Annotated in this window: 18 protein-coding genes, 1 tRNA gene and 1 pseudogene; 9 read left to right on the top strand and 11 right to left on the bottom strand. The window is 59.7% G+C overall.

Translation table 11 applies throughout. From position 1 onward, the window contains the following. The first annotated feature begins 526 nt into the window (after window positions 1-526). The 3 genes from H9X81_RS11205 (at window position 527) to H9X81_RS11195 (ending at window position 2,924) form a co-directional block, all read left to right on the top strand. Window positions 527-1,411, top strand: a complete 885-nt coding sequence (locus H9X81_RS11205) for a mechanosensitive ion channel family protein (RefSeq protein ID WP_178614066.1) — start codon at window positions 527-529, stop codon at window positions 1,409-1,411. A gap of 408 nt (window positions 1,412-1,819) precedes the next feature. Further along, the gene (locus H9X81_RS11200; protein WP_204722079.1) at window positions 1,820-2,524 is read left to right on the top strand and encodes a hypothetical protein; all 705 of its coding nucleotides are present in this window, start codon (window positions 1,820-1,822) and stop codon (window positions 2,522-2,524) included. Between the two features lie 211 nt (window positions 2,525-2,735). After that, on the top strand, window positions 2,736-2,924 hold the full coding sequence (locus tag H9X81_RS11195; RefSeq protein WP_204722077.1) for a hypothetical protein: 189 nt from the start codon (window positions 2,736-2,738) through the stop codon (window positions 2,922-2,924). 112 nt (window positions 2,925-3,036) lie between these two features. Here the strand turns inward: H9X81_RS11195 and H9X81_RS12045 are convergent, their stop codons facing one another. The 3 genes and pseudogenes from H9X81_RS12045 to H9X81_RS11185 all read right to left on the bottom strand — a co-directional run bounded on the left by H9X81_RS12045 (window position 3,037) and on the right by H9X81_RS11185 (window position 4,509). Beyond that, window positions 3,037-3,408, bottom strand: a complete 372-nt coding sequence (locus H9X81_RS12045; protein ID WP_345941549.1) for a recombinase family protein — start codon at window positions 3,406-3,408, stop codon at window positions 3,037-3,039. A gap of 99 nt (window positions 3,409-3,507) precedes the next feature. Continuing rightward, window positions 3,508-3,924 (bottom strand): annotated as a pseudogene (locus H9X81_RS12040) (recombinase family protein); the annotation flags it as partial. 126 nt (window positions 3,925-4,050) lie between these two features. Further along, window positions 4,051-4,509 (bottom strand): recombinase family protein, encoded by a 459-nt coding sequence (locus tag H9X81_RS11185; RefSeq protein ID WP_191462590.1) that lies wholly within the window; start codon window positions 4,507-4,509, stop codon window positions 4,051-4,053. Between the two features lie 1,009 nt (window positions 4,510-5,518). Between H9X81_RS11185 and H9X81_RS12035 the strand changes: the two genes are divergently transcribed. Further along, complete coding sequence (locus H9X81_RS12035; protein ID WP_345941547.1) at window positions 5,519-5,866, top strand: hypothetical protein; 348 nt, start codon at window positions 5,519-5,521, stop codon at window positions 5,864-5,866. Then, window positions 5,815-6,666, top strand: coding sequence for a tyrosine-type recombinase/integrase (locus H9X81_RS11180; RefSeq protein ID WP_345941548.1), 852 nt, complete (start codon window positions 5,815-5,817; stop codon window positions 6,664-6,666). The genes H9X81_RS12035 and H9X81_RS11180 overlap by 52 nt, the downstream gene beginning before the upstream one ends. 292 nt (window positions 6,667-6,958) lie before the next feature. On the opposite strand, the gene H9X81_RS11175 is transcribed toward H9X81_RS11180, so the two are convergent. The 4 genes from H9X81_RS11175 to spoVAC all read right to left on the bottom strand — a co-directional run bounded on the left by H9X81_RS11175 (window position 6,959) and on the right by spoVAC (window position 9,054). Then, a tRNA-Met gene (locus tag H9X81_RS11175) sits at window positions 6,959-7,034 on the bottom strand. Between the two features lie 154 nt (window positions 7,035-7,188). Further along, a complete protein-coding gene (spoVAE, locus tag H9X81_RS11170) occupies window positions 7,189-7,557 on the bottom strand; it encodes a stage V sporulation protein AE (protein WP_177502603.1) in 369 nt (122 codons plus the stop codon). Next, on the bottom strand, window positions 7,548-8,594 hold the full coding sequence (locus H9X81_RS11165; RefSeq protein ID WP_204722075.1) for a stage V sporulation protein AD: 1,047 nt from the start codon (window positions 8,592-8,594) through the stop codon (window positions 7,548-7,550). Before H9X81_RS11165 ends, spoVAE begins: the two co-directional genes overlap by 10 nt. A gap of 16 nt (window positions 8,595-8,610) precedes the next feature. Continuing rightward, window positions 8,611-9,054 (bottom strand): stage V sporulation protein AC, encoded by a 444-nt coding sequence (spoVAC, locus tag H9X81_RS11160; RefSeq protein WP_191391790.1) that lies wholly within the window; start codon window positions 9,052-9,054, stop codon window positions 8,611-8,613. 245 nt (window positions 9,055-9,299) lie between these two features. Here spoVAC and H9X81_RS11155 point away from each other — a divergent pair, with 245 nt between their 5' ends. The 4 genes from H9X81_RS11155 (at window position 9,300) to H9X81_RS11140 (ending at window position 12,579) form a co-directional block, all read left to right on the top strand. Next, the gene (locus tag H9X81_RS11155; RefSeq protein WP_204722073.1) at window positions 9,300-10,370 is read left to right on the top strand and encodes a CPBP family intramembrane glutamic endopeptidase; all 1,071 of its coding nucleotides are present in this window, start codon (window positions 9,300-9,302) and stop codon (window positions 10,368-10,370) included. Window positions 10,371-10,383: 13 nt separating this feature from the next. Continuing rightward, entirely contained in the window at window positions 10,384-10,857 is a 474-nt protein-coding gene (locus H9X81_RS11150) for a nucleoside deaminase (protein WP_191391788.1), read from the top strand. Window positions 10,858-11,098: 241 nt separating this feature from the next. Continuing rightward, on the top strand, window positions 11,099-11,578 hold the full coding sequence (locus H9X81_RS11145) for a YbaK/EbsC family protein (protein WP_191391787.1): 480 nt from the start codon (window positions 11,099-11,101) through the stop codon (window positions 11,576-11,578). Window positions 11,579-11,709: 131 nt separating this feature from the next. Beyond that, a complete protein-coding gene (locus H9X81_RS11140) occupies window positions 11,710-12,579 on the top strand; it encodes an AraC family transcriptional regulator (protein WP_204722071.1) in 870 nt (289 codons plus the stop codon). A gap of 73 nt (window positions 12,580-12,652) precedes the next feature. On the opposite strand, the gene H9X81_RS11135 is transcribed toward H9X81_RS11140, so the two are convergent. Genes H9X81_RS11135 through H9X81_RS11120 form a run of 4 tightly spaced genes read right to left on the bottom strand, consistent with a single transcriptional unit; the run spans window position 12,653 to window position 18,305 of the window. Then, window positions 12,653-14,083: a hypothetical protein gene (locus H9X81_RS11135; protein ID WP_204722069.1), complete on the bottom strand. Its 1,431-nt coding sequence runs from the start codon at window positions 14,081-14,083 to the stop codon at window positions 12,653-12,655. Window positions 14,084-14,113: 30 nt separating this feature from the next. Then, complete coding sequence (locus H9X81_RS11130) at window positions 14,114-15,475, bottom strand: hypothetical protein (RefSeq protein ID WP_204722067.1); 1,362 nt, start codon at window positions 15,473-15,475, stop codon at window positions 14,114-14,116. 11 nt (window positions 15,476-15,486) lie between these two features. Continuing rightward, window positions 15,487-17,928: a M56 family metallopeptidase gene (locus H9X81_RS11125; protein ID WP_204722065.1), complete on the bottom strand. Its 2,442-nt coding sequence runs from the start codon at window positions 17,926-17,928 to the stop codon at window positions 15,487-15,489. After that, entirely contained in the window at window positions 17,925-18,305 is a 381-nt protein-coding gene (locus H9X81_RS11120; protein ID WP_204722063.1) for a BlaI/MecI/CopY family transcriptional regulator, read from the bottom strand. Before H9X81_RS11120 ends, H9X81_RS11125 begins: the two co-directional genes overlap by 4 nt. Between the last annotated feature and the right edge of the window lie 146 nt (window positions 18,306-18,451).

Below are 18,451 nucleotides of genomic sequence, written 5' to 3'. Positions count from 1 at the left end.
CCTATGCGTGGCTGGCAGGCCAACAAAAAGCGCACTTGTGCGTTGCCTGTAGTATTAGGGCTATGCCCGAAACGGAAATACCCCCCGCTTTGCGGGGGGATATTTATTTAGTGGCATGCCTTAACAAAAAAGATATTTGCCTGATTTGATAGTTTTATCGAGCGGCGGCTCGGTTTTTATATCTTCTCGGTCACAACAAGCTGCGACTTCTCTTGGAATCAACTAATTTGACAAAATTTCCATATTGTGATACGGTAATCCCAGCACCTTTTCCATCTCTGCTGAGGAGCAGGAGATGGGTACCGAGCTGAAGGTCACCCTGCTGCAGCCCTGCGAGGGCTTGTCCAAACAGGGAAAAGAGTGAGCCATAACCGCCGTGGCGGATCGTACGGTATCTGGAAAACGAGCTTTTGATACACAGCAGCGTGGTCCAGATCACCAGCGACTGCTGGTCACTCCGCCTGACCATCCATCGGGGCCGTCCCACACAAGCACACAGCATTGTCAGAAAGGAAGGAAACAAACGATGAAAGAAAAACAAAGCATTATTAAGTTCCTGATTCTGGCGGTCATCCTGGCAGTGGCCCTGACCGCCGGCTTTGCCACTGGTGCCATGAAAACGGCGGCCCTGACCGCCGACTGGACCCTCAGCCTGAGGGCTATCCTGCGTCTGGCGGCCATGGCGGCAGGGGTGCTGCTGGCGGAGTGGGTGGCGGAGTTCTTCTTGACCCTCTGCAAGCCCAGGACCCACCGGGCCCGGTCCATCCTCTCCATCACCCGTAGCCTCCTGCGCTATGCCGCAGCCATTGTCATCCTCTGCTGGGGTCTACACCTCCTGGGTGTGAATATTCTGGCTATTGTGGCCAGCCTGGGTGTTTTGGCCTTAATCGTCGGCTTTGCCGCCGACAGCATCATCGCCGACCTGGTCACGGGCGTGTTCATCCTCTTTGATAGCCAGTACAATGTGGGGGACATCATAGAGGTGGACGGCTTCCGGGGCGTGGTGACGGACATCGGCATCCGCACCACCTCTATCACCGACGCCAGCGAGAACATCAAGATTGTAAACAATGCGGATATGCGGAACATCCTCAACCGTTCCGACCACGTGTCCAAGTCCTTTTGCGACATCTCCATCCCCTATACCTGTGATCTGGAGGCACTGGAGGAGAAATTCCCGTCCCTGCTGGAGGAGATCCGGCAGAAGCGTGCGGACGTCATGTTGGACACGCCGGTCTACCTGGGGGTGCAGCAGCTGGCTGACAGCGCCGTGGTGCTGCGTTTCTGCGTGGACGTGAAAGAAAAGGACATCTATGGCGGTGCGCGGATCCTCAATCGGGATCTGCTCTTGGGCCTGCGCCAGCTGGGTGTGGAGTGCCCCTTCCCCCAGCTGGACGTCCACTCTATGTGAGCCATGGGCGGGCAGAATCTGCGGAACGCGCCGCCGATGGAGCGGAGCGCACCGCCAAAGGAATGGAAACTTCCCCCGGAGTTCATCCTGCCCTGGGAGCCTGGCGTCCCGGAGGAGCCCCGCCCCGGGGCGGAGGCGGCCCCGCTTCCCCCGGAGTTTCAGGGCGGCGGCAGGGGTGCGCCCCGGAATCGGGAGCGCCGGCGGGGCTGGCGGATACTGGCCTCCGTCGCCATGGCCCTTCTGTTGACAGTAGCGGCCGCCGTCCCGGCAGCGGAGCTCCCCTCTCCCGAGCCGCCGACGTCAGCCGGGGACCCGCTCCCCACGGTGCCGCCGGAGACCACGCCTCCGGGCGGAGAGGAAAGCCCCGGCCCAGTCCAGACGCCGGAACCCATCACTTTTTTCTCGGCCATGATGAACGGATCCGAGGGTTTTTTGCAGGTGGCCTTCCCGGAGCCAGAGACCATTGCCTCGGCCAAGGTCACCCAGTTTGACACCATCACCCAGCGTCCTTTTTATGAGGATACTTTCGGTGAGGGCATCCCCCGGGCGGACATCGATGCCGGGCTGTATACCGCTTTCTATGTGGTTTATCCCCCGGATTTCGACGACTACTGGGCAGAGGCGGGGGCGGACACCTACCCCACCTTTGAGATGCGTCTGACGGTGGAACGGGTAAATGGGGAAACGGAGACCTACACCGCTGCCGACTTGGGCCGATGCCCCCAGCTGCGGGGAGAGTATGATGAAACAACCAACACCGTGACGATGAAGGTCTGGTGGGACGACGGGGAGGACTTCCCACAGGTGGTGCCCGTCGCGCCGGAGCAGGCCGAGGGCGACACCCTAAGCGTCACCGTCTATGTGGACGGGGAGCCCCTGCCGCCGGAGGCCTATGCCCTGAGCCAGGTGCGCGAGGAATCCCAGTACTCCACCTCGGACAATCCAGATGTGCTTCTGACGAGATACACCTACATCACCGTGGCCACCGCCTCCCTGCCCCAGCCTCTGGCTGCGGAGTCCGCCCTGAGCTGCGCCGTCCACATGACCCTCTCCGGCCAGCCTTTTACCTATAGTCTGCCTATCAGCACTGCCCCGAGGGACATCTACTGGTAAGTTTTTATGATGAGTAATTTGTATCAACTGAGTCCAGTGTTTCATCGGACAAAGGCATCCGATATTGGTGTGGTCGACTCCATGGCCTTTGCAAAAGCGCATATGCATATGAAAAGGCAGGTAGACTCGTCCCAAGTCAGAATAAATATCAGTGCCTCAGTGCCGTTCTTGGAAACAAGGACGGCACTTTTTTTGCGAAAGGAGGGATGCTATGATGAAAAAGATGCGGTTTCGTTTTTGTCCGACGTTGAAGAAAAAAGTCTTCTACGTTGATGAGTATGAAGTTCTAACAAATGGTAATGAACGAGACAAAGCTATCGGAGAGGGAACCTGTAACCACAATTGCCCTCTAAAAGAAACCTGTAAATTTGCTAAAATTCCGATCAATCATTTTTTGTAATTTTGAGCGGCTTATTCTGACTTTTGTTGCGGAGGGATATCATCAATCTCATCTTTGGATTTTTCAATCAATGCATCCAAAACTATATCAAATGCTTTTTCTACCGCAAAAGTCATGGCTGGCTTCCTTCTTCCTTTTCGTCGGGGACGTCGGCTTCTCCCGGATTGCAATTCATTGCTGCATAGATAGCGGGGTTCAACTTTTCGAACAGTTCCTGGCTGATAATTGCGGGATGAGCGTACTGGTACAAATACCGCTGCTTCTCACCCATATTCTTGCATTGCTTTCGACTAAATAAATCCTGCACATAGGTTTTCTGGAGTATTACACTCCCGATGTATTTTTCATTCTGGAGCAGCTTCTTGATGGTTTCACGGCTCCAGCGCGCTTTTCCTCGCGGGGAGGGAACGCCCTGTTGATACAACCAATCTGATATCGCACCGAGGCTGGCGCCGGCGGCCCGCATCTCAAACATCCGGCGCACAATGGAAGCGTTCGGCTCATCGGGACAAAGCGCACCGTCCTTATCTCTCTTATATCCGAAGCAGACAAACTCCGCATAGCCGGATGTTCCATCCTTAAAGCTGTGCTCGATGCCCCATCGGATATTCCGGCTTGCGTTCTCGCTCTGCGCCTGGGCAAAGGCACAGTAGACCGTGAGATAATACCGCAGATAACGATCCCGGCTGTGGACTCCTTCTTCCTCGAAAAACACATCCACATCCAAGTCCTGAAATTCCCGGAGGATCTTGAACATTTCCAGAGAATCCCGCCCGAACCGGCTCACGGATTTTACCAGGACCATATCGATCTCGCCGTTCCGGCAGCTATCCAGAAGTCTTTGAAATTCCTTGCGGCGCTTTATGCTCAGCCCGGAGGCTTTTTCTGCAAAAACGCCGGCGTTTACCCATCCCGGAGTGCTTTCGATCCGCTGTGTATAGTATCGGACCTGAAGGTCCAGGCTGGTTTCCTGTTCCGGGCGTTCCGTACTGACGCGGCAATAAGCGGCTACCCGAAGAGGAGGCTTCTCTTTCTGCTTTTTTTGCGCCGGGAGGGGTGATTCTTGTGATGATACGCAACCGAAATCACTCCCCCATGTGTTTTCTTCATTGTAGCAAAAAGTTGTTCAGCTGACAATTTTTGCCCGACTGGCTTTCACTTTCTGTACACTCCAAAACAGCTCGTCCGAAATGATGGCCGCATGGGCGTTTTCGTACAGATATTGCCATTCTTCGCCTTCATTCTTTACCTGCACTCTGCCGGTGCGGATTGTTTTCTGCAACAGAACACGGCCCGTATATTTTTCATTGGACAACAGCTTGTGGATGGCTTCCCGGCTCCATTGAGCTTTTCCGGTTGGAGAGGGAATCTGCTGTTTGAACAGTTCAGCGGCAATCGCTCCCAAACTCATGCCACTTTGGTACTGCGTAAAGATACGGTTGACAATTTCGGCTTCCTCCGGATTGATAACCAGTTCACCGTTGGCGTCAGCCTTATATCCGTAGCACTTTCTCTTTGCCAGCTTTGACTCGCCCGATTGGAAACGCTTGCGAAGACCGGCTTTGATGGATTCGCTTTTATTCATTCGGTATGACCTCCTTAAAAAAGAGTGATATAGAAAAATAGGATTTCTGAAATCTTTACCGATAAAGCAAAAAGTCGCAGGAAATCCTGCGGCTTTTCGTTGGTTTTGGGTATAAAAAGTTGACAGATTCCATTCGAAATCTGTCAACTTATCATGGTTGCGGAGGCTGGACTTGAACCAACGACCTTCGGGTTATGAGCTGCGGTTTGTATGCGGTGGGGAGACATTCCGGCTGGTTTCCTCCCCTTCCGGCTCGGAAAACCACGCTCTGAAGCCCTGTTTGTTCCACTGGTTCCATGGATTCTGATTCCCGTCTGGGTCAGGGTTTGGGTCAGAATCCGGGAAAACCCGAAGGTCACTTTTCCTCTGGAAATAGCCTGCCAGAGAGCAGGGAAAGAAATTTCAGCCCGACTCCGGGAAAGAGCAGAACCGGTGAAAACCAGAGGAGCGAAAAGGCTCACCTGAAGCCAGTACCATTGACCTGTGTGCGGCTTTTACAGACAGAGTAAGGAAACAACCCCTGCCCGATCTCAGGCCTTCCTTGGGACACTTTTGGGGGCGTTCGGGGAGGCAGAAATCCCCTGTACAAAATCAGCCGAATCAGATGGGTTCCATGATCCGTTTCAAAGGTCGGATTTCCCCAGAAAACCGCGGGCAACACAGAGGAACGAAACGAAGCAGGAGAAAGACCTGGCGCTTTATGCGCCAGGCCGGTCACTTCCACCCGCAGTGCGGGCGGTTCTTCCAGGGTTGCAAATGGCGCTGTTCTCTCTCGCTCCATAGCCAGATGACGCTTTTTCCTCCGGAAGTCACGATTTTCTCCGTTGGAAAGGCTTTTCGCCGGACGCTTCCCGGCTTTTCCGGTCACGCAAATGATAACATTCCGATAACTCTTCCCTGGCGGACTGGATATTCCCCCGCTTTGCCGGTATGTTGTGTAGTTGGCAGAAGAAGATGGGCTTAGTCCGTCAGAATCTGCGCCGCATAAACAAAGAAAGGGGAGGATTCCATGGCAAAGAAGCGTGCCAACGGCGAGGGCAGCATCCGCAAACGCTCTGACGGCCGCTGGGAGGGACGGTACACCACCGGCCGGGACCCGGAGACCGGGAAACCCATCTACAAGAACGTCCTGGGCAAAACACAGGCAGAGGTGAAAGAAAAGCTGGCCGAAGCCATCGAAAGAAGCAGGGGAGTGGATGTGGCCCGGGCAGAAAAGTACACCCTGGGCCAGTGGATGGAGGTCTGGTTTGAGAATGTGGCACAGGTGAAGGTCCGCCCTTCCTCCCATGCACCTACCGGGGCTACCTGGATAACCACATCCGGCCCAACATCGGGGACATTCCGCTGCACAAGCTGACTACCCTGGATCTCCAGGAATTCTACAAGAAGATGCTGGATGGGGGCCGGGTGGAACGAATTGAGTCAAAGAAACAGCCAAAAGGTCTCAGCCCCAAGACAGTGCGGAATCTCCACCAGGTGATCTCCTCCGCCCTGAAGCTGGCGGTGCAGCAGAAGCTGATCCCATCCAACCCGGCTGAGGGCTGTTCCCTGCCCAGGCTGGAACACCGGGAGATGCAGACCCTTACGGCCGACCAACTGGAGACCTTCTTCCGGGAAGCGAAAGCCGGCGGTGTGTTTGAACTCTACTACCTGGAGCTGGCCACCGGGCTGCGGAGAGGGGAACTGCTGGGGCTTCACTGGGAGGACATCGACCTGGAACAGCAGACAATCACGGTGCGGCGGCAGGTTGTCCGGATCAATGGAGTTGTCACTGAAGCCCCGCTGAAAACCAAAAATTCCTACCGCACCCTCTCCATCGGAGCGGACGCCGCAGAAATCCTCCGGCAGCAGAAGGAGAATGTGGGCGGAACCTATGTGTTCCCTTCGCCCACCGGCGGCCCTATCTCTCCGGACAGTGTACTGCATATGCTCCATCGGGTGCTGAAACGGGCGGGACTGCCGAAGGTCCGGTTCCACGACCTGCGGCATACCTTTGCCACCCTGGCGCTGCAGAACGGGGTGGACATTAAGACCGTCTCGGGTATGCTGGGGCATTACAGTGCCGGCTTCACCCTGGACACCTATGCCCATGTGACCACCATTGCCCAGCGGCAGGCAGCCGATGTGATGGGGAATGTCCTCTCAGACGCTTTCTGAATCGCGCCGGACCTTTCCGCGTCTGGGTCAAAGTATGGGTCAGAAGCGATTCCGGGCAAAAAGAAAAAACCGATGAAACCACGGTTTCATCGGTTTTTGAGTGAGCAATCGGAACGCTGTGGATCTCCCGCTGTATCCCCCTTTTTGCGGTAAGGGAGGGGGCGTTTGTGGGGGAACCGCAGGTTCCTACCACATTTGAGCGAAGCGGACGTCCCGCCCGCAGGCGGCTGGCTTCCATCGGAAGCCAGTTCGAACCAAATAAAAAAGCACCCTTTCGGGTGCCTTTTTTATTTGGTTGCGGAGGCTGGACTTGAACCAACGACCTTCGGGTTATGAGCCCGACGAGCTACCATCTGCTCCACTCCGCGTCAATCTCTATTGCTATACTATAATAGCATATCTATTGCACCCTGTCAAGGGGAACTGAAAAATTCCTTTCAAATCCAAAGTACTATGTAGCGCCGGGGAGAGAATTCTTTCCCCGGAACAGCCTTCCGGCGCTGGAATGGGCATGACAAACACTCATGCCTTGTCCCGGGAACGGCAGAGCAGTGCCACCAGCAGCGCCGCTGTGATGGCAGTGGTAATGCCGCCCGCGGAGGCAGTGAGCCCGCCGGTGAGGATTCCGATGGCGCCCTGTTCCGCCATGGCGTCCCGGACCCCCTTTGCCAGCAGGGCACCGAAGCCGGTGAGCGGCACCGATGCCCCGGCCCCGGCAAAGTCCAGCAGCGGCTGATAGATCCCGATGCCGCCCAGCACCACTCCCAGCACCACAAAGGATACCAGGATACGGGCAGGGGTCAAGGGGGTGTAGTCGATGAGCAGCTGGCCCACAGCGCAGATCAGTCCGCCCACAAAAAAGGCACGGAGCAGTGCTTCGATCAGTTCCATGGCAGATCCTCCTTCCGGGAAGTCAGGCATACGGCATGGGCAATGGAGGGAATGGATTCCCCCTGCTGGGTGCTGGTGGGGCTGAGCAAAGCCCCGGTGGCTGCAAACAACACCCGCTTGACCCGTCCTTCCCGCAGGGAGGGCAGGATATAGCTGCACAGCACCGAGGCGCAGCAGCCGCAGCCCGACCCGCCGGCGTGGACATCCTGCCGGTCCCGGTCATAGATGAGCAGGCCGCAGTCGGTGTGCCGGGAGCGCAGATCCACGCCCTCCCGGATTGCCAGCTCATAGAGCAGGTCGCTGCCCACCTGGCCCAGGTCGCCGGTGAGGATCAGGTCATAGTCCTCGGGGGTGGTGCCGGTGTCGGACAGGAAGCCCAGAATGGTCGCCGCAGCTGCCGGAGCCATGGCAGCGCCCATATTGGCGGCGTCCTTGATGCCCTTGTCCTCAATGGTGCCGATGGCTGCCGCCTGAATCCACGGCCCGGCCTGGTCGGGCGTCTGGGCCGTGGCCCCGGCTACCACCACAGCCCCGCCGCCGGTGACGGTCCACTGGCTGGTGGGGGTGCGCTGTCCGCCGTATTCCAGCGGGAACCGGTACTGCCGCTCCGCCGTACAGAAATGGGACGCCGTGGATACCCCCAGGTACCGCAGTCCCGATTCTGCCAGGAAGGCGGAGAGCAGCAGTCCCTCTGCCATATTGGAGCAGGCGCCGTAGATGCCCAGATAGGGGATTCCCAGCTCCCGTACTCCAAAGGTGGCGCCGATGCACTGGTTGAGCAGGTCTCCGGCCAGCAGGCAGTCGAGGTCCGCATAGGAGAGCCCGGCTTTTTTCACCGCCAGTTCCACGGTGTCATGGTGCAGACGGCTTTCGGCCCGTTCCCAGCTCTTCTGACCAAAGGTGCTGTCCGGGTCGATGGTGTCAAAGAATTCTCCCAGCGGGCCTTCGCCTTCCCGTTTGGAGCCGATGGCGGCAAAGCTCCGGATCGCCGCCGGATGCTGGAACAGATAGGTCTGTTTTCCGCGTTTGAGTGCCAAACCGTTTTCCTCCTCTCTAAGCCTGACCGAACAGGAACCGGATCAGTCCATACAGCACCGAAGCACTGATGCCATAGACCAGCACCGGCCCGGCAATGGCAAACATCTTGGCGCCGGTGCCGAGGATCAGGCCTTCGCTTTTGAATTCCAGGGCCGGTGAAACCATGGCATTGGCAAAGCCGGTGATGGGTACCAGGGTACCGGCGCCGGCATGCCGGGCGATCTGGTCATAGATGCCCAGTCCGGTGCACAGGGCCGAGAGGACAACCAGCGTCATGCTGCAGGCCCCAGAAGCCAGATCCGCCGGGAGACCCAGCCGGGTATAGCCTTCGATGAGGCCTTGTCCCAAGGCACAGATCCCGCCGCCGATGAGGAAGGCTTTGGGTACATTGATCCAGGGTTTGGAATTCTGGGAATATCGTTTGGTGAGCGCGTCGTACTCCGATTCAGTGAGCGACATGCCTCCACCGCCTTTCATAATAAAATCACGCTCTGCGCTGCCTTTATCCTGTGCGGATCGATGGGTGTTTATGCGCTCCGGAAAAGGATGGGCTGAGAAGGTTTTCCAGAAAACGGACAATCATTACAGATCGTTCACAAAACAGCGGTTTTTTTAACCGGGGGGAGTATGCTATAATAAGCTCAGTCAAAAAAGATGATCCCGGTCTGGAACGGACAGGCCGTTTTCTATGGAGGTTTTGCCTGATGCAGGATAAACACAATTCCAACGGGTTCTATGATCTGTATCACAACCCTTTCACAGGGAACAGTGAACCCCGCGGATATACCTATGTGGCAGGATATGGATTTTCTCCGCCGCCCCGTGCCGATTATGAGCGCCGGATGATCCGCACCTATTCCAGCGGCATTGCCATGATGCTGCTGTGTTTCCTGCTGCTCTCAGGGCCGGTCTATCAGCTGATCCTGACCCTGGAAACCATGCTGTTCGGGCAGTTCATGACCTATGATGGCTATACCGCTGCCGCTGAAATCGCCAATATGGGTGCCTATGTGCTGGCTCTGCTGCTGCCGGCTGTACTCTACTGCCGCCGCATCCGCATTCCCACCTACAATGCCTTCCCCCTGAGCCAGCCCCGGGATACCCGCATTGCCCTGGCAGCCATTCCCATCACCCTGATGACTGTGGTGGTGGGTGCCTATACCGCCTCTGCCATGAGCGTCTTCTTTGCGGCCTTCGGACTCTATCCCACCAGCCCGGTATCGGCTGTGCCCACCGGTGTGGTGCCCTTTGTCCTCTACTTCCTCAGCTCGGCTGTGCTGCCTGCCATCGTGGAGGAACTGGTGTTCCGCGGCGCTATCATGCAGTCGCTGCGCCGGTTCGGCGATACCTTCGCCCTCTTTGTCTCCTCGCTGCTCTTCGGCCTGGTGCACGGCAATCTGGTCCAGGCTCCCATGGCCTTTGTCACCGGCCTTGCCATCGGCTATTTTGTCCTGCGCACCGGTTCCCTGCGCACCGGTATGGCAATCCACTTTGTCAATAACGCCCTGGCAGTGGTGCTCTCCGCCATCAGCGCCAGCTTTTCCATCAACGGTCAGCAGACCATCACCAGCATTGTCTATGTGGTATACCTGCTGAGCGGTTTCATCGCCATGGGCTGGCTGCTCACCCGGTACAGCAATATGTTCCAGCTGCATGCTTCCAATACCGTCATGTCCATACGCGGGAAGCTCACAGCGTTCTTCTCCACCGGCCTGATGCTCGCTCTGCTGGCCCTGCTGGCCTTTACCACCAGCAAATACTTCCTTGTGATCTGACGGAGGCCTTCCCATGACCGCACATGAAACCTATATGCGCACGGCTCTGGAAGCCGCCCGGGAAGCTGCCCGGCTGGGAGAGATCCCGGTGGGGGCCTGTATTGTCCGGGACGGGGAGATCCTCTCGGTGGGGTACAATACCCGGGAATCGGAGCGGGACCCTCTGGGCCATGCGGAGATCAATGCCATCCGCCAGGCCTGTCAGCGGCTGGGGAGCTGGCGGCTGGACGGCTGTGTGCTGTATGTGACGCTGGAGCCCTGTCCCATGTGTGCCGGAGCGATCCTCAATGCCCGGATCAGCCGGGTGGTATATGGGGCAGCGGACCCCAAGGCCGGGTGTATGGGATCGGTGTGCGATCTCACTGCCATGCCCTTCCCCACCGTGCCCTATTATAAGAGCGGGGTGCTGGAAGCCGAGTGCCGGGCAGAACTGGACCGGTTTTTCCGGGGACTGCGGCAGCGGGAAGCGGCAGCGGACCAGATGTGAGCCTTCCCGACAAATTCTCCACTTTTCCCCGGATTTTCCGCAAGTTGAATCTTTACAAACCGGTCGGAATATGTTAAAATATGGAATGTCGGATGTTTTTGCTGTATCACCCTTTCCATTGGAAAGCGGACTTTCATTCGATGATCGACGACAAAAAGGCGGGGCGCAGGAATTGCGCTCCGCCTTTTTCCATGTTACAATGCCAGTATATCCATAAGTCCGAAAAAGGAGCCGAGCCAATATGTCATTTGAACTGGTAAAAAATTATCTCACCGAGCGGGGTTATGGGGACCGCGCCCGGGAATTCACCGTATCCAGCGCCACTGTGGAACTGGCAGCTGCTGCCCTGGGGTGTGAGGGCGCCCGCATTGCCAAGACCCTGTCCTTCAAGACACCGGAGGGGGTTGTGCTCATTGTGGCAGCCGGCGATGCCAAGGTGGATAACCACAAGTACAAGGAGAAGTTCCACACCAAGGCCAAGATGCTCACCCCTGAGGAGGCCGTGGAGCTGGTGGGCCATGCGGTGGGCGGTGTCTGCCCGTTCTGTGTCAAGGAAGGGGTCAAGGTGTATCTGGACCCGTCGCTGCGGCGGTTCGATATTGTCTATCCGGCCTGCGGCAGCCCCAACAGCGCAGTCAAGCTCACTCCGGAGGAACTGGAACTGCTCTCGGGCGGCGAATGGTGTGATCTCTGCAAGCTCCCCGAGCCTGCGGCGGAATAAAAATATGGGGTCATTCCCCCGGGTCACTGCTGATCCGGGGGATTTTTTGAGAACAGGCGACGGTTTTTCTGTGGAGAAGTCGAGCGGACCGGCGCAGAAGATGGTATTCTGACAGGGAGGGGGAAAACAGGATGCTCAAAAAGCTCAATGCTGCCATGGATTATATTGAAGCGCATCTGGAGGAGGATTTCCGTCTGGAGGAGGTGGCAGCAGGGGTGGGGATTTCGGATCTCAGCTTCCGGCAGCTGTTCTATGCCCTCACAGGAATGACCCTGCAGGAATATGTGAAGAACCGCCGGCTTTCCGAGGCCAGCGGGGCCTTGCTCCGGGGCTGTTCGGTGACCGACACAGCCTACCGGTACGGATACCAGTCGGTGGATGGATTCACCCGGGCATTCCGGCGGTGGAGCGGACTGCTGCCGTCCGAAGCGGCCCGCACCCGGCAGGGACGGACATTCCAGCGGCTGAATTTTATTGTGACAGTACAGGGAGGAGATACCATGGAATATCGGATCGTGGAAAAGCCGGCATTCCGGTTTGCGGGAGTGAGCCGGCGGGTACCCATGCAGTTTGAGGGGGTCAATGAGGCGATTGTGCGGCTGGCGGAGAGCATCACCCCCGGACAGCGGGAGGAACTGCACCGCCTGCGGGACACTGCCCCGGAAGAGATTGTGAATGTCTCCTGGGATTCGGACAGCGGATTCCGGGAGGAGCGGGGAGAGCTCACCCACATGATCGGGGTGCTCACCAGCCATACCGACATCGGCGCCGGACTGGACAGCAAGGAGATGCCGGCATCGCTCTGGGCGGTGTTCCCCTGTGAGGGAGCCTTCCCGGCGGTGATGCAGGACGCCATGGCCCGGATCTATTCCCAGTGGCTGGTGACAGCGGATTATGAGCTGGCGGATTCGCTGAGTTTTTCCTTTACCCGCATGGATGCGGCAGTCCCCGGACAGGCATACAGTGAGATCTGGGTGCCGGTGCGGGAAAAGCGGTGCTGACCGCCGGAGTCACGCAAAAAACCGACAGACCCCGGAGGGTCTGCCGGTTTTTTATTTCCCCGGGAAAGGGGATTCATGCCTTGTGGTTTCCAAGGTAGCGGAAGCTGCCGTCCTCAAGCAGCCGCACGGTGAGCAGACAGGCGCTGTCCTCATAGGGCTCGCCGGTGGCAGGGCTGTACTCCTCATAGTGGAGGGTGAGCCGGTCGCCGTCCTCCTCCCAGCCGGTGACCCGCAGATAGTAGGGGCCGCCGCCCCGTCCGCCCTCATAGTGAAGGGTGCCGGAAGCCGGGTCATAGATGTCCTGGTACTTGTCGATGAGCTGTTCCTCGGTGACGCCGTCAAAGTACCGGCTCAGGAGGTCCGCCATCTCGTCCACCGGCCAGTTGGTGCCGTAGACATCAAAGGGGCTGGTGTTCTGGTGGTCATAGCGGTAGAGATCCTCAAACACCCACAGCGGTCGGGGGATCTCCATCAGGGAGTCCCACTCGATCGATCCCAGGGCGGTAGAGGTGAGCACCGGTTCCAGATACCGTTCATAGAGCTGGAGGCGCTGGTCGGCGTCCTCCCAGAGCAGCCGGTCGGGGATTACCGGGTAGCCGCCCGGTTCACTGTTGACTTCGTCCGTTATTGTCAGATAGCCGTAATCGCTGAGTTCCAGCGTCTGCACCTCATACCGGCTGGGTTCCATAAAGGCGAAGCTGCTGTCCTCCGAGTAGTCGGAGAAGTACCAGCTGGAGCCGCCATCGGTCCAGAACCGGGTGTACGAGCACCGTATCGTTTCCGGATCGGCGTAGTCCGGGGTGAAGGTATAGAGGGTCAGTTCCCCGGTGCCGCCGTTCTCCAGCGCCTTGCAGAAGATGTCCACAGCGGTGCGCCCGGTGGCAATCCGCCCCGCATAGTTGATGACTGCTGTGGGGTCTGCTGCCGCAGTGCGGTAGGCACCGGTGAAGGTCAGCGCTTCGGGCAGCAGGTCGGGATAGAGGATCTCCGCCTCCCCCGACGGGAGCAGGCTGTCACGCCGGGCAGTCACAGTTTCCCGGAGGGCTTGGGCCTGCTCCACTGCCTCCGGGGAGCCTGCATAGAGAAGATAGGTCTCCTCGTCCTCCAGCGCCAGCATGGACTGATCACTGTTGATGAGGGCGCCCACACCCAGGGTGCGCCCATCCGCAGCCTGGAGATACACAAAGAAACTGGGGTCATGGGGAGGCAGGGTATCCGGGTCAATCACCTCCCAGTCCGAGCCGCTCAGCAGACTGAGCAGTTCCTTCTGCTCCTCATCGGTGAGTGTCACCGGGCTGGCGCCGTCCATAGGGCCGTATTTATCAAAGAGCAGGACGGTGAAGTCCGCCGCGTCCCAGCCGCCCGGAAGCAGGGTGGTGGTCAGAGTGTCCCCCGAGCTGGAGGATTCCGGCTCGGAAGGGGAGGTTTCCGGGGTACAGGCGGCAAGGCTCACACAGCAGAGCCCCGCCAGAAAAAGCGTCAGAAGCATTCGCCGCAGTTGCATGACAGTTGCCTTCTTTCTCTGAAATTCCATTTATTCTGCCGGCTGGCAGGAGACAAGATGCAGCACGCCGTCCGCATCATACCGGGCAGTGACCGTCCATCGGGGCAGGGCGTCCAGCAGAGCCAGTACCCGGCTGTCGCTGTCCAGGTCCTCATAGAGGGGAATCCACTCCTGCTGGTATTCCTCGGTGGTGCCGCTCACGCCGCCCATATTCATCAGAAGATAGCTCACCTCGGCGGTCCAGCCGTCCTCCGTTTGGGTGATGGAGTGGGGATAGGGCAGCACTTCGCTTCCGACCCCCATGTGGGGCGGGGTGTAGACCCCTTCGGTTTCATGCCAGGTCCAGTGGCCGGCGTCCTCATGGACAATGGGGACTTCCTCGCCCCAGATAGCCCGGCCCGTGGCCTCCGCCCACTCCCCGGGGATAAATTCACTGTCCTGTACCGCATCACTCAGCGGGCGCAGGAAGTCATCGTCCTGGGGATAGAGGGGCCAGCGCTCCGGTTCGTTCCGGCAGGCGTAGGTGTCGGGGGTGGCCTGGATTGCCGTTCTCAGCACCCTCCCGGGGTCGAGTTCCGAGGGGTCGGCATAGGCGCCCTGATCCCCCGCCAGCCAGAGCAGGGTATAGAACTCCGGAGCGGTTTCCATGGCCTGTTCCCCGGCAGCCAGCGGCGGCTGGGACCCGGTTTTCAGACCGGGCCAGGGCAGCAGCGCCCGGAGCCGGGCAAAGTCCTCCTTGGTGAGGGGCTGGTTGTAGAGGGGCTCGGATTCATAGCTTCCCCAGCCGTCGTCCTCCAGGGTCACGCCGCCCAGCGAGAAGCCCGCCCCCTCCAGGGTGAATCCCACTGAATAGAGGCCGTTTTCCCGGAGGGTGCAGGCCAGGGAATTGAGCAGGGCGGTGACCGCTTCTTCATCGGTAAGAGCCTGGGCAGCGGGGCTGTCCGGGGTGAGGGCGAGATCCACCACCGCAAAGCCCTTCTCCACCCGGATTCCATTGAGGGCGATGCCCTCTCCCTGGGGATAGAGGGCGTCCAGTGCCGCCTGTGCCAGCTGACCGGCGGTTTCATTCCCGGCAGCGGGATAGCGGGTGAGGGTGTAGCCCTGGCGGGCGCTGTCATAGACGCAGACCCGCAGCATTTCCCCTTCCAGCCCATCAGGGAGGTAGAGCGCCTCGGTGAGGGGGACATCTCCCCCGAGCGGCTGGGTGCCGAGGGGCGAATCCGAATCGGTGTGACCGAGAAGCCCCACAGCCAGCGGGTCAAAGGCTTCGGACACCGGGGAAGAACTCTCCGGCGTGGAATTCTCCTCCGTGCGCTCCGAGGAGAGGGAGCAGCCGGAAAGGAGCAGAGCCGCTGCCAGGAACAAGGCAGTGAACCGTGTAAAATGACGCATGGTGATTCCTCCTATTCCACAACTTGTACGGTATGGTCATGATCGGGCCGGGCGTCGATATAGCAGCGCATGGCAGTTTCGCTCACGCCGGTGCCATCGGGATAATAGACAAAGTAGAGCAGCCCCTGGGTATAGGAAAAGTCCGCCAGGTAGAGATCATCCGGGGAGCCGGGATACAGGCCGGAGCCGAATTCCGAGAGGACTTCCCCGGTGCTGTCAAAGACGCAGAACCGCCATTCTTCGGGGGTACAGTAGGCGATGGCATACTGTCCGCCGCCCTCCCGCAGGGGAGCCAGATTGTAGAAGATCGCCTCAGCGTCCTCCGAAATCCCGGCTCCGGCTTCAATCACAGCAAGGGGCTCAGCGGAATTTTCGGCATAGAGGCAGACCCGTTCCTCACAGACTATCGCCAGGACATTATGTTCCAGCCAGAAGAGCTGGGGCGAGGTGCCAAGGCCGCTCAGTTCGGTGAGGGTGTGGGTTTCGCTGTCCCAGAGCATCACCCAGTTTTCCCCCGAGGCGAACCGGGGGGTGATCAGCTGATCTTCCCCGGTGCTGCCCGAGACGCCGCCTTCCGTCCGGGCATAGACCGCAAAGGCAAAGGGTGGGGGTTCGGTGAGCCCCGACAGGGGCAGACAGCCGAAGTCCGAGATGAGAATACCCTGTCCGGTTGAGGGGTTCCAGAAGTTGTAGTGGCTGGTGGTACCTTCTGCCAGTACCGCCTGCCAGCCCGAGAGATCCTCTCCCAGCCGGAGGTCGGCTTCCCGTCTGGTATAGGCGGTGCGGGTCAGGCTCACCCGGGGCACATAGTCCCCGGACGAACTGGTGACGGTATAGCTCACCTGACAGCTGAGGATCATGCGGTCGTTTTCGCCGTCCCCGCTGATCTCCAGGATCACGAAATAGCTGGGAACCCACCGGTCCCGGAACACCATCTGTTCCGGGTCAAATTCATTGGGGGCAAGCACCCAGTCCCGGCTCTCATACAGCACCGACCAGCTCTCCAGCTCATAATGCTGCTGGGCCATCATCCGGGTGCAGAGGGGATTTTCCTCGAAGCTGTCCAGCTGATCCAGGGAGGGTTTCTCCCCGGCGGGCTGATCCGACTGGATCACCAGCTCATCATAGAGGTCCCCGGGTATGGTGGGATAGGTGCCGTTGCTGTCCGGTACCATCGGGGGAAGCTGGGCCATGAGCGCCGCCCGTTCCGGCGGGATCTCCGCCTGGGACGGGGCAGCCTCCGGTTCTGTCTGGGAGGAATCGGGCTCCGACTGGGAGGCATCCGGTTTCTCCGGGGAGGAGCCCAGTTCCGGGAGAGGCAGGCTGCACGCGCCCAGTCCCACAGCCAGTGCCGCCACCACGCCGGTGACCAGCACAGCGGGCCAGGGGGAGCGCCGCTCCTGGTAGGAGAGGATCGCCTGCAGACGGTCCCGGAGCAGTTTGCCGCCCTGGCTCAGGGGCAGGGCCGGGGAGACCGATCCCGCTGCCGCCCGGAGCAGCACTTCGCCGTAAAGACGGCGGTCGCCGGGGCGGAGCAGCCGGAGCACAGCCTCATCACAGGCCAGCTCACAGGCGTGGTCCATCTCCCGTTCCAGCCGCCGTGCCAGGGGGTTCCACCAGTGCAGACAGGCCGCTGCCCCAGCCAGCCACCGGCAGAGGAAGTCCCGCCGCCGGTAGTGGATCAGCTCATGGAGCAGGGTGCAGAACAGTTCCTCCCTGCCGGTTTCCCGGTCGGGCAGGACGATGCAGGGGTGCTGTACTCCCAGCAGCATGGGGGTGGGCAGTCCGGGGAGACAGAGCAGCTCCACCTCATGGCGTACCCCCGCCCGGCGGGAGGCACGGCGCAGACAGCCCAGCAGAGCCGGGGCGTCCACCGGCCTGGCTTCCCGGCGCACCGCCCGCACAAAGCTGCGGTAGGTAAGCCCCCGGCGTATGAGCAGCACCAGGGCAGTCCCCAGCCAGAGCGTCAGTACCGCCGGCGCAGCCGCCTGGGCCAGCTGCCCCGCATCGGGGAGGGTCAGTCCGACCGGAGTGTCAGTCCCCGCATAATCCGTGGTTCCGGCAGGGGTGTCCCCGTCCGGGTTCTCAGTGGGAGAGCTGCCGGCGGACTGGCTCTCCCCGGCATCTTCCTCCGGCAGAGGGTCAGTTCCGGGGAGGGCGGCTTCGATGTCAGCGGCCTGTTCCGCCCCGTCGGGCAGCACCGGGGCGGCGCTGTCCTCCTCCGGGAGGGAACCGATCTGGCTCACCGCTGCCGGCGGCGCAAAGAGCTGGTTCATCAGGCTGGCTTCGGGGGCAAAGGGCACCAGCAGGCGCAGCACTGCCGCCAGCCAGATATAGTACTGCCACCGGCGGCTGGTACGGGCCCGCAGCCGGGGCAGCAGGAGCAGCAGAATCAGGATCAGCACACTGCCCGACAGGGCCAGCGAGAGCAGTGTGCGCAGCAGGGCGGTCACAGTTTCTCCTTTCCCTGGTCCCACAGGGTGCGCAGTTCGTCATAGTCCTCGGGGGAGAGCAGCTGCTGTTCCAGCAGGGTCAGCACCAGACCCCGGGCCTCGCCCTGGTAGAGCTTATCCAGCAGCGACCGGGTCTGGGCCGCCTGGTATTCCGCCTCGGTCACGGCTGCGGTGTAGCGGTTGCGCCGCCCGAGCTTTTCGGCAGTCACCAGCCCCTTTTCCCCCAGCCGGGCCAGCAGGGTGATGACGGTGTTCTTCTGCCAGCCCCGGGCGACGATGTCCGGCGCCTCCATCAGTTCGGCGTAGAGGGCACTGCCGCCCTGCCGCCAGAGCAGCTTCATCAGCACCAGTTCCGCATCGGAGATCTGTGGGATCATGGTCATTCCTCCTTTAGGACTACAAATTGTAGGCTAATTATACAATAGCAGAACCGACCGGGGCTGTCAACGGCAAAAAAGAAGCGCCCTGTCCGGTCACAACAGACGGACAGGGCACTGTGGAAAGGGGGGAGGAAGCATTGGGT

It is taken from the genome of Hydrogenoanaerobacterium saccharovorans (genome assembly GCF_016901815.1).
Classification (GTDB): Bacteria; Bacillota; Clostridia; order Oscillospirales; family Ruminococcaceae; genus Avimicrobium; species Avimicrobium caecorum.
This window is presented reverse-complemented; position numbering and strand designations above follow the sequence as displayed.

Bases quoted from the DNA above. Each gene is read 5' to 3' on its own strand.
- H9X81_RS11205 (WP_178614066.1), top strand. From the start codon at position 527: ATGAAAGAAAAACAAAGCATTATTAAGTTCCTGATTCTGGCGGTCATC.
- H9X81_RS11120 (WP_204722063.1), bottom strand. From the start codon at position 18,305: ATGATCCCACAGATCTCCGATGCGGAACTGGTGCTGATGAAGCTGCTC.
- H9X81_RS11130 (WP_204722067.1), bottom strand. From the start codon at position 15,475: ATGCGTCATTTTACACGGTTCACTGCCTTGTTCCTGGCAGCGGCTCTG.
- H9X81_RS11140 (WP_204722071.1), top strand. From the start codon at position 11,710: ATGCTCAAAAAGCTCAATGCTGCCATGGATTATATTGAAGCGCATCTG.
- H9X81_RS11155 (WP_204722073.1), top strand. From the start codon at position 9,300: ATGCAGGATAAACACAATTCCAACGGGTTCTATGATCTGTATCACAAC.
- H9X81_RS11145 (WP_191391787.1), top strand. From the start codon at position 11,099: ATGTCATTTGAACTGGTAAAAAATTATCTCACCGAGCGGGGTTATGGG.
- spoVAC (WP_191391790.1), bottom strand. From the start codon at position 9,054: ATGTCGCTCACTGAATCGGAGTACGACGCGCTCACCAAACGATATTCC.
- spoVAE (WP_177502603.1), bottom strand. From the start codon at position 7,557: ATGGAACTGATCGAAGCACTGCTCCGTGCCTTTTTTGTGGGCGGACTG.
- H9X81_RS11195 (WP_204722077.1), top strand. From the start codon at position 2,736: ATGATGAAAAAGATGCGGTTTCGTTTTTGTCCGACGTTGAAGAAAAAA.
- H9X81_RS11185 (WP_191462590.1), bottom strand. From the start codon at position 4,509: ATGAATAAAAGCGAATCCATCAAAGCCGGTCTTCGCAAGCGTTTCCAA.
- H9X81_RS11200 (WP_204722079.1), top strand. From the start codon at position 1,820: ATGATGAACGGATCCGAGGGTTTTTTGCAGGTGGCCTTCCCGGAGCCA.
- H9X81_RS11150 (WP_191391788.1), top strand. From the start codon at position 10,384: ATGACCGCACATGAAACCTATATGCGCACGGCTCTGGAAGCCGCCCGG.
- H9X81_RS12035 (WP_345941547.1), top strand. From the start codon at position 5,519: ATGGCAAAGAAGCGTGCCAACGGCGAGGGCAGCATCCGCAAACGCTCT.
- H9X81_RS11135 (WP_204722069.1), bottom strand. From the start codon at position 14,083: ATGCAACTGCGGCGAATGCTTCTGACGCTTTTTCTGGCGGGGCTCTGC.